1 protein-coding gene, 2 rRNA genes and 1 pseudogene are annotated in these 11092 nt (G+C 61.2%); all 4 read right to left on the bottom strand.

What is annotated here, in order from left to right:
- Nucleotides 1-164: 164 nt before the first annotated feature.
- Nucleotides 165-3299 (bottom strand): 23S ribosomal RNA (locus K789_RS0113470).
- A gap of 515 nt (nt 3300-3814) precedes the next feature.
- Nucleotides 3815-5338 (bottom strand): 16S ribosomal RNA (locus tag K789_RS0113465).
- Together the 16S and 23S rRNA genes form the textbook arrangement of a ribosomal RNA operon.
- 485 nt (nt 5339-5823) lie before the next feature.
- Nucleotides 5824-9521 (bottom strand): annotated as a pseudogene (locus K789_RS23120) (1,4-alpha-glucan branching enzyme).
- Nucleotide 9522: 1 nt separating this feature from the next.
- On the bottom strand, nt 9523-11092 hold a 1570-nt coding region (gene treS, locus K789_RS0113455), incomplete at its 5' end, for a maltose alpha-D-glucosyltransferase (protein ID WP_024367203.1).

Below are 11092 nucleotides of genomic sequence, written 5' to 3'. Positions count from 1 at the left end.
GGGGGTGGGAAATCTGGTGTTACAACTGTGGTGTTATTCAGTTGGTTTGGTTCCTCGAACAACGGGTTTGTTGTTTGGGAACCACATAGTGGACGCAAGCAGTCTTGTTTCTTCGTACCACCCCTGGGTGCGAACCCCTTTTGAATGGGTTCGCGGGGTGGTGTGTGGTGTAAGTTATCGGCCTATTAGTACCGGTCAGCTTCACGAGTCGTTAGTCCTCGCTTCCACATCCGGCCTATCAACCCAGTGGTCTGGCTGGGGGCCTCTCACACACAAGGTGTATGGAAATCTCATCTCGAAGCGAGCTTCCCGCTTAGATGCTTTCAGCGGTTATCCCATCCGAACGTAGCTAATCAGCGGTGCACTTGGCAGTACAACTGACACACCAGAGGTTCGTCCGTCCCGGTCCTCTCGTACTAAGGACAGCCCTTCTCAAATTTCCTGCGCGCGCAGCGGATAGGGACCGAACTGTCTCACGACGTTCTAAACCCAGCTCGCGTACCGCTTTAATGGGCGAACAGCCCAACCCTTGGGACCTACTCCAGCCCCAGGATGCGACGAGCCGACATCGAGGTGCCAAACCATGCCGTCGATATGGACTCTTGGGCAAGATCAGCCTGTTATCCCCGAGGTACCTTTTATCCGTTGAGCGACGGCCATTCCACAATGTACCGCCGGATCACTAGTCCCGACTTTCGTCCCTGCTCGAGATGTCTCTCTCACAGTCAAGCTCCCTTGTGCACTTACACTCGACACCTGATTGCCAACCAGGCTGAGGGAACCTTTGGGCGCCTCCGTTACTTTTTAGGAGGCAACCGCCCCAGTTAAACTACCCATCAGGCACTGTCCCTGACCCGGATTACGGGCCGAAGTTAGATGTCCAAAGTGACCAGAGTGGTATTTCAACGATGACTCCACCCGAACTGGCGTCCGGGCTTCAACGTCTCCCACCTATCCTACACAAGCCACTCCGAACACCAATACCAAACTATAGTAAAGGTCTCGGGGTCTTTCCGTCCTGCTGCGCGTAACGAGCATCTTTACTCGTACTGCAATTTCGCCGAGTTTATGGTTGAGACAGCGGGGAAGTCGTTACTCCATTCGTGCAGGTCGGAACTTACCCGACAAGGAATTTCGCTACCTTAGGATGGTTATAGTTACCACCGCCGTTTACTGGGGCTTGAATTCTCAGCTTCGCCTTGCGGCTAACCGGTCCTCTTAACCTTCCAGCACCGGGCAGGAGTCAGTCCGTATACATCGTCTTGCGACTTCGCACGGACCTGTGTTTTTAGTAAACAGTCGCTTCCCCCTGGTCTCTGCGGCCCCTGCACGCTCCGGACAGCAAGTGTCCATCACGATGGGGGCCCCCCTTCTCCCGAAGTTACGGGGGCATTTTGCCGAGTTCCTTAACCATAATTCTCTCGATCGCCTTAGTATTCTCTACCTGATCACCTGTGTCGGTTTGGGGTACGGGCGGCTAAAACCTCGCGTCGATGCTTTTCTAGGCAGCATAGGATCACCGAATCCCCCCTTACGGGAGTCCCATCGGGTCTCAGGCATCATGAACGGCGGATTTGCCTACCGTTCGCCCTACATCCTTAGACCGGGACAACCATCGCCCGGCTCGGCTACCTTCCTGCGTCACACCTGTTAATACGCTTGCCTCCCAGGATCAGGTCCCGCGCTCCACCAAAACCCTTCACCCACAAGGGGTGTCAGGCAGGTATTGGGCGGTTAGTATCCCCTGTTCAGCATGGGCGGTTTTTCGCCGGTACGGGAATATCAACCCGTTGTCCATCGACTACGCCTGTCGGCCTCGCCTTAGGTCCCGACTTACCCAGGGCAGATTAGCTTGACCCTGGAACCCTTGATCATTCGGCGGACGGGTTTCTCACCCGTCTTTCGCTACTCATGCCTGCATTCTCACTCGTGTAGGCTCCACCGCTGGTTTACACCGCGACTTCACTGCCCACACGACGCTCCCCTACCACTCCAGACGCCTGAACCAACCCACAAGGGGCGGCTTAGCTAATATCTGAAATCCACAACTTCGGCGGTGTACTTGAGCCCCGCTACATTGTCGGCGCGGAATCACTTGACCAGTGAGCTATTACGCACTCTTTTAAGGATGGCTGCTTCTAAGCCAACCTCCTGGTTGTCTTCGCAACTCCACATCCTTTCCCACTTAGCACACGCTTAGGGGCCTTAGTTGGTGGTCTGGGCTGTTTCCCTCTCGACTATGAAGCTTATCCCCCACAGTCTCACTGCTGCGCTCTCACTTACCGGCATTCGGAGTTTGGCTGACGTCAGTAACCTTGTAGGGCCCATTAGCCATCCAGTAGCTCTACCTCCGGTAAGAAACACGCAACGCTGCACCTAAATGCATTTCGGGGAGAACCAGCTATCACGAAGTTTGATTGGCCTTTCACCCCTACCCACAGCTCATCCCCTCCATTTTCAACTGAAGTGGGTTCGGTCCTCCACGACGTCTTACCGTCGCTTCAACCTGGCCATGGGTAGATCACTTCGCTTCGGGTCTAGATCACGCCACTGCAACGCCCTATTCAGACTCGCTTTCGCTACGGCTTCCCCACACGGGTTAACCTCGCGACGTAACACTAACTCGCAGGCTCATTCTTCAAAAGGCACGCCGTCACCAGAATCAGACTGGCTCCGACGGATTGTAAGCACACGGTTTCAGGTACTGTTTCACTCCCCTCCCGGGGTACTTTTCACCTTTCCCTCACGGTACTGGTCCGCTATCGGTCATTAGGGAGTATTTAGGCTTATCAGGTGGTCCTGACAGATTCGCACGGGATTTCTCGGGCCCCGTGCTACTTGGGATACTCCCCGGGCGGTACACAACATTTCGGTTACGGGGCTCACACCCTCTCTGGCCGGCCTTTCAAGACCGTTCACCTATGCCTGCACTACACACCCCACTGTCCCGGCAGAGACAGAATGGGAAGTCCCACAACCCCGACCATGCAACGCCCGCCGGCTATCACACATGGAACGGTTTAGCCTGATCCGCGTTCGCTCGCCACTACTGACGGAATCACTATTGTTTTCTCTTCCTGCGGGTACTGAGATGTTTCACTTCCCCGCGTTCCCTCCACGCACCCTATGTGTTCAGATGCGGGTCACCAGGCAGCTCGCGCCCCTGGCGGGGTTTCCCCATTCGGACACCCTGGGATCACAGTCCGGTTATCGACTCCCCCAGGCTTATCGCAGATTCCTACGTCCTTCTTCGGCTCCTAATGCCAAGGCATCCACCGTGTGCTCTTAAAAACTTGACCACAAAAGATCAAAAAAACTAATTTTCGAGAGAACCACGAAAACCAACCCACACACCCAAAAGGCGCCCAGGTCAGATCCAGGTTCATATTCTTGGAAATTGCTTCTTATAAAAGATGCTCGCGTCCACTATGTAGTTCTCAAACAACAACCCCATACCACACACCCCACACACACAACAGTGCATGATCGGTGCAGCCAGGAAACCAGAAACACAAGTCCCACACCCCACCACCGGAGACTCCCCCGTAAGGGAACCCGGCCATGAGCCATGGTCCTGTTGCCTCAGGACCCAACAGTGTGCCAAACACTACCCAGCGAAACATTCCAGCCGCGTTCCAGGACCCGCCCGAAGGAAGATCCGTACTTGCTGCCGGCACATGCCGCCAGGCACCTATTTGTTGATATTCCACCCGTGAGCACCCGCCGCAGAACTAGCGTCTGCGCAACGGGCGTACTCCTGACAACCCCGCCACACCCACATACATGAGGCACGGTGATTGTAGGCGCTCCTTAGAAAGGAGGTGATCCAGCCGCACCTTCCGGTACGGCTACCTTGTTACGACTTAGTCCCAATCGCCAGTCCCACCTTCGACAGCTCCCTCCCACAAGGGGTTAGGCCACCGGCTTCGGGTGTTACCAACTTTCGTGACTTGACGGGCGGTGTGTACAAGGCCCGGGAACGTATTCACCGCAGCGTTGCTGATCTGCGATTACTAGCGACTCCGACTTCATGGGGTCGAGTTGCAGACCCCAATCCGAACTGAGACCGGCTTTTTGGGATTAGCTCCACCTCACAGTATCGCAACCCTTTGTACCGGCCATTGTAGCATGCGTGAAGCCCAAGACATAAGGGGCATGATGATTTGACGTCGTCCCCACCTTCCTCCGAGTTGACCCCGGCAGTCTCCTATGAGTCCCCGCCATAACGCGCTGGCAACATAGAACGAGGGTTGCGCTCGTTGCGGGACTTAACCCAACATCTCACGACACGAGCTGACGACAACCATGCACCACCTGTAAACCGACCGCAAGCGGGGCACCTGTTTCCAGGTATTTCCGGTTCATGTCAAGCCTTGGTAAGGTTCTTCGCGTTGCATCGAATTAATCCGCATGCTCCGCCGCTTGTGCGGGCCCCCGTCAATTCCTTTGAGTTTTAGCCTTGCGGCCGTACTCCCCAGGCGGGGCACTTAATGCGTTAGCTACGGCGCGGAAAACGTGGAATGTCCCCCACACCTAGTGCCCAACGTTTACGGCATGGACTACCAGGGTATCTAATCCTGTTCGCTCCCCATGCTTTCGCTCCTCAGCGTCAGTTAATGCCCAGAGACCTGCCTTCGCCATCGGTGTTCCTCCTGATATCTGCGCATTTCACCGCTACACCAGGAATTCCAGTCTCCCCTACATCACTCTAGTCTGCCCGTACCCACCGCAGATCCGGAGTTGAGCCCCGGACTTTCACGGCAGACGCGACAAACCGCCTACGAGCTCTTTACGCCCAATAATTCCGGATAACGCTTGCGCCCTACGTATTACCGCGGCTGCTGGCACGTAGTTAGCCGGCGCTTCTTCTGCAGGTACCGTCACTTTCGCTTCTTCCCTACTGAAAGAGGTTTACAACCCGAAGGCCGTCATCCCTCACGCGGCGTCGCTGCATCAGGCTTTCGCCCATTGTGCAATATTCCCCACTGCTGCCTCCCGTAGGAGTCTGGGCCGTGTCTCAGTCCCAGTGTGGCCGGTCACCCTCTCAGGCCGGCTACCCGTCGTCGCCTTGGTGAGCCATTACCTCACCAACAAGCTGATAGGCCGCGAGTCCATCCAAAACCACAATAAAGCTTTCCACCCCCCACCATGCGATGAGGAGTCATATCCGGTATTAGACCCAGTTTCCCAGGCTTATCCCAGAGTTAAGGGCAGGTTACTCACGTGTTACTCACCCGTTCGCCACTAATCCCCCCACAAGTGAGGTTCATCGTTCGACTTGCATGTGTTAAGCACGCCGCCAGCGTTCATCCTGAGCCAGGATCAAACTCTCCGTTGAAGTAAAACAGACACAACCAACACCCCCGGGAAAACGGGACGTGCCGGCTGCACAAAATTTGAAACCAGCTGTAAAAACCAGACCACACCACGGGGTGGCGGATCCAGTCAATTCAACCAATTCAATACAATAAATTGGTATCAACAAACTTGGCACACTATTGAGTTCTCAAACAACAGACACACCCGGCACCACCACAACCATCAGGTCGCGGATCGCTCCGGAGCAACTTATCAAACTTACCGGGCCGCTTCACCCTTGTCAAATCGCCATCCCGATTCAGTCTCGCCGTGAGGCGTCTGGGTCTTGGTGGCCGATCAACTCCGGGGAGCAGCGCGGAAATAAACTCTACCACCAGTTTGCCCTGGTGACAAAGCGAGCCCCGGCGCAGCCTCCCGCGGGATGACAAAAAGCCCGGAATCACGGGGATTCCGGGCTCTTCGACGCGACTCAGCCGGCCCGTTTCCGGGGTGGCAGTCCCGGCGTCAGTTCACCGGCTTGAAGAATGCGGCGCCCAGCGGAGGCAACGTGACCGTGAGGGTGGCCGGCTGTCCGTCGATGTCAACGCCGGCCGCCGCCAGGGTGCCGTCGTTCAGGACACCGGAACCGCCGTACGTGCCGGCGTCGGTGTTCAGCACTTCGCGCCACTCCCCCGGCGAAGGAACGCCGAGCCGGAAGTCCGTGTGCGGGGCACCGGAGAAGTTGAAGGCGCAGACCAGGGGGTTGCCCGCGGCGTCCCGGCGGATGAAGGTCAGGACGTTGCGGTTTGAGTCCCCGCCGTTGATCCACTGGAAGCCGGCGGGGTCGTTGTCCTGTTCGTAAAGGGCCGCGGTGGAGCTGTACAGCTCGTTGAGGTCCTTGGTCAGGAGCTGAATCCCGCGGTGCGCCGGAATTTCCGCCAGCCACCAGTCCAAGCCGTGCTGTTCGGACCATTCCGCTTCCTGGCCGAATTCGGTTCCCATAAAGATCAGCTGCTTGCCCGGGTGCGCCCACTGGTAGCCGAGGAAGGCACGCAGGTTGGCCAGCTGCTGCCAGCGGTCCCCCGGCATCTTGCGCAGCATCGACCCCTTGCCGTGCACAACTTCGTCGTGACTGATCGGCAGGAGGAAGTTCTCCGTGTAGGCGTAGACCATGGAGAAGGTGATGGTGCCGTGGTGCCACCGCCGGTTGAATGGATCCTCGGCCATGTACTTGAGCGAGTCGTGCATCCAGCCCATGTTCCACTTGATGCCGAAGCCCAGGCCGCCCTGGCTCGTGGGCGCCGTGACGCCCGGGAACGCGGTGGATTCCTCGGCGATCATGACCGCGCCGGGGTGGGTCTTGTAGACCGTGGCGTTGACCTCCTGCAGGAAGGAAATGGCCTCCAGGTTCTCCCGGCCGCCGAACCGGTTCGGCTGCCACTGACCCTCCTCGCGGGAGTAATCGAGATAGAGCATCGAGGCGACGGCGTCCACGCGCAGGCCGTCGATGTGGAATTCGTCGAGCCAGTAGAGCGCATTCGCGACGAGGAAGTTGCGGACTTCGCTGCGGCCGAAGTCGAAGATGAGCGTTCCCCAGTCGGGGTGTTCGCCCAGGTTCGGGTCGGCGTGCTCGTACAGGGCTTCGCCGTCGAACCGGGCCAGCGCCCACTCATCCTTGGGGAAGTGCGCCGGCACCCAGTCCAGGAGCACACCGATGCCGGCCTGGTGGAGTTCATCCACCAGGTACCGGAATTCGTCGGGATGGCCGAAGCGCGATGTCGGGGCGAAGTAGGACGTGACCTGGTAGCCCCAGGATCCGCCGAACGGGTGCTCGGCCACCGGCATGAACTCCACATGGGTGAAGCCAAGCCACTTGACGTATTCGACCAGTTCCTTGGCCAGCTCGCGGTAGCTGAGCCCGACCCGCCAGGAGCCGAGGTGCACTTCATAGACACTCATCGGAGAGTTGTGCGGATCCCGTCCGGCACGGGTTTCCATCCACTCCGCGTCCTTGAAGGCGTAGGCGGGCTCCACGACGCGCGACGCCGTCAGCGGCGGAACCTCCGTGCCAAAGGCCAGCGGATCCGCTTTCTCCACCCAGTAACCGTGCTTGGTCCGGATCTCAAACTTGTAGCACGCCCCTGCTACAACGCCGGGGATAAAGACTTCCCAGACGCCGGAGGAGCCGAGGGACCGCATCGAGTGCTGCCGGCCGTCCCAGCCGTTGAAGTCGCCCTTGACGCGGACTGCCTGGGCGTTGGGCGCCCACACGGCGAAGGACACGCCGTCGACGTCGCCGAGGCCGGACTTGTAGTGCTGGACGTGCGCGCCGAGCACATCCCAGAGGCGCTCGTGGCGGCCCTCGCCGATCAGGTGCAGGTCGAGTTCGCCGATGGTGGGCAGGTAGCGGTAGGGGTCGTCGGCCGGCTGCGGTGCCTGGCCCTCGTAGGTCACTTCCAGCCGGTAGTCGGGCACATGGCCCGACTCCAGCGGCTCCAGCACGGCAACCCATACCCCGCCGGACTCGTGCGTCATCGGGAAGGTGCCGGCAGCAGTCACCACGGAGACGGCCTCGGCGAGGTGCTTGACCGTGCGGATGGTGACGTGGCCGTGGTCATCGAGGTGGGCGCCGAGGACCGAGTGCGGCGCGTGGTGTTCGCCGGCGGCGACCCTCGCCAGGGTGTCCGCGTCCACCGGCAATGGGCTTCCGGGACGATCGATACGTGCTGAACCTGTCATTTTGATACCTTCCGCTGCGGCTTCGGCGGGGACGCCGGAGCCTGTACTGCCGAGGAGACGACGTGATGCCTGAACCGGAATGGAGAGCCAGTCCGGCCTGTTCCGTAGTTCGTAAATGACTTCATACAGGGCTTTGTCGAGCCACAGCGCCACGAAGAGGGGCGCATCGCGGTCGATGCTGCCGGGGATGACTTCCGCGTAGCCGGCCAGGAAGGCCTCGGCGCAGTCGTCCACCCAGGTTTCCGGGACGTCCGCGTCGGGGTGCTCGCGCTCGGCCGCGCCGGCGGCGTAGTCAAAGGACCTGAGCATTCCGACGACGTCGCGCAGCGGGACGTCCGGGAAATTGCGTTCGGAGATCGGCCGGAGCGGCTCCCCCTCGAAGTCGAGGATGGCCCAGCGCGGCGCCATGCCGGCACCCCCGGGAACCTGGAGGATCTGGCCCAGGTGGAGATCGCCGTGGATCCTTTGCAGGGTCCCGGCGCTGCTGCCTTCGAGGCGCACCAGAAGCCTGTCCAGCGCTTCACCGTAGGGTCCGACGGCGGCCCCGGCCTGCGCCCAGGACTGCCGCACACGCTCGGCCACGCCAGGCGCGATGTCGCGTCCGGGAACGGATTCGGCGGCGACGCCGAGTGCCTCGGCCAGCCGGCGGTGCACGGTGGCGGTGGCGGCGCCGAGCGCGTGTGCCTCGGCGGTGAAATCCCGGCCAGCACTGGCCGCGTTGACCGCCAGCCGCCAGGCGTCCAGGCCGCCGGCGAGGAACTCGTGCGCCGCGGCCAGTTCGCCGAGCGCGAGGCCGGTGCCCTGCCCGGACGGTGATTCCCACTCGCCGGTGACCCAGCCAAGGGTGGCCGGGACTTCGACGGTGTGTCCTGCGGTCAGGGCGGCACCGATTTCCACTTCCGGGTTCTGGCCTGCGGAGAGCACCCGGAAGAATTTCAGGATCGCGGCGGATGTGCCGTCGTCGACGATCACGGAACTGTTGGACTGCTCCCCGGCGAGGACTTTCACGACGCCGGTGGCCCGGGGCAGGCGGTAGCCGGACTCAACGAGGTGTCCGGTGGCGTTCCCGGTGGGGGTGGTGCCGCCGTCGCGCATGAGTTCCAGCCACGCCGAGATGAACGCCGGGTCGTGGACGCCGTCGTAAATCCAGAGGGCGCCGGGGGCCTGGGCGGCCTCGCCGGCGGGCCCCGGTCCGGATATCTGCCCGATCAGCGCTGAATCAGCCCCGGCCAGGGGCGAGCTGCGGATGCTGAGCGGGACCTGGACGACGTCGGTGCGGGAGCCGTCCGGCGTCGGGTAGCTCACGGCCAGCAGCAGCACCTCGAGCCCGGCCATGCCGGCCTCAACGCCAGGACCGCCGGCAAGGCGCAGTCCCCGGCGGGCTCGAAGCTGAACGCGGGGCTCTTGACGGGGAACCAGCGCTGCCGCGGAAGCCAGTCGCCGAGCAGTCCGCTCAGGGCCGGAGTGAGGGTGGGTCGGGTCATGTCAGCCTTCGATGGACAGGATCGGCATGGCCTGGGTGTAGGGCGATGACGGGTTGGAGGCAGCCGAGCGGATCCGCAGCCAGAAGAAGTCGTGGCTGCCCAGGGTCAGCGTCAGGGTGCCGTCCTCGGAGATCGCCGGGAACGCCTGGCCGCCGAACACGTCCCGGAGGCCGCGGCCGGCGAACCTCGGGACCCGCAGGGTGGTGGCCACGGGATGCTGGGACAGGTTGAAGGCGCACAGGATGGTTTCGCCGTCCTCGCCGGCCGGGTTGCCTTCCGGCAGCTCGCGCAGGTAGGCGAGCACGACGTCGTGGTCTGCTTCGACGTGCTCAAAGGCCCCCAGACCGAAGGCGGGGTGGTTCTTCCGGACGCTGAGGATCTGGCGCGTCCAGCGCAGCAGCGAACCGGAGTGGGCCGCTTCGGCCTCGACGTTGGCCATGCTGTAGTTGTAGACCAGCGACTGGATCACCGGAAGGTACAGCTTCCCGGGGTCCGCATTGGAGAACCCGGCGTTGCGGTCCGGGTTCCATTGCATCGGGGTACGGACGGCGTCGCGGTCCTCGAGCCAGATGTTGTCCCCCATGCCGATCTCGTCCCCGTAGTACAGGAACGGGCTGCCGGGCAGGGACAGCAGCAGCGCATTGATGAGCTCGATTTCGGAACGGGAATTGTCCAGCAGCGGCGCAAGCCGGCGCCGGATCCCGATGTTGGCGCGCATGCGCGGGTCCGGCGCGTACCAGCCGAGCATCGCGGCACGCTCGTCGGCGGTGACCATTTCCAGTGTCAGCTCGTCGTGGTTGCGCAGGAAGGTGCCCCACTGGGCGCCTTCGGGAATGTTCGGGGTGTCCTTCATCGTCTCGATGATGGGGGCGGCCTTCTGGTCGCGCAGGGCGTAATACAGCCGGGGCATGATCGGGAAGTGGAACGCCATGTGGCATTCCGGTTCCGCTTCGGTGCCGAAGTACTCAACCACCTCGGCCGGCGGCTGGTTGGCCTCGGCGATGATGACGCGGCCCGGGTAGCTTTCGTCGACCATCTTGCGCAGCTTGCGCAGGAACTCATGGGTCTGCGGCAGGTTCTCGCAGTTGGTGCCCTCTTCTTCGAAGAGGTACGGGATGGCGTCCGCCCGGAAGCCGTCAATGCCCTGGTCCAGCCAGAACCGGACGACGTCGAAGAGGGCGTCGATGACCTTGGGGTTCTCGAAGTTCAGGTCAGGCTGGTGGCTGAAGAAACGGTGCCAGAAGAACTGCCGCCGGATCGGGTCGAAGGTCCAGTTGGACTCCTCGGTGTCCACGAAGATGATGCGGGCGTCTTCGTACTTCTCGTCCGTGTCGCTCCATACGTAGAAGTCGCCGAACGGCCCGTCCGGATCCTTGCGGGATTCCTGGAACCACGGGTGCTGGTCGGAGGTGTGGTTCAGCGGAAGGTCAATAATCACGCGCACGCCGCGGGCATGGGCCTCCGCAACGAGTCGCTTGAAATCGCTGATGGTGCCGAATTCGTCCAGCACGGAGTTGTAGTCCGAGATGTCGTAACCGCCGTCGCGGAGCGGGGACTGGAAGAACGGCGGG

Source organism: Arthrobacter sp. TB 26 (assembly GCF_000427315.1).
Taxonomy (GTDB): domain Bacteria; phylum Actinomycetota; class Actinomycetes; order Actinomycetales; family Micrococcaceae; genus Arthrobacter.
Note: the sequence above shows the minus strand (reverse complement) of the source record. Positions and strands in the feature narration are given on the sequence as shown.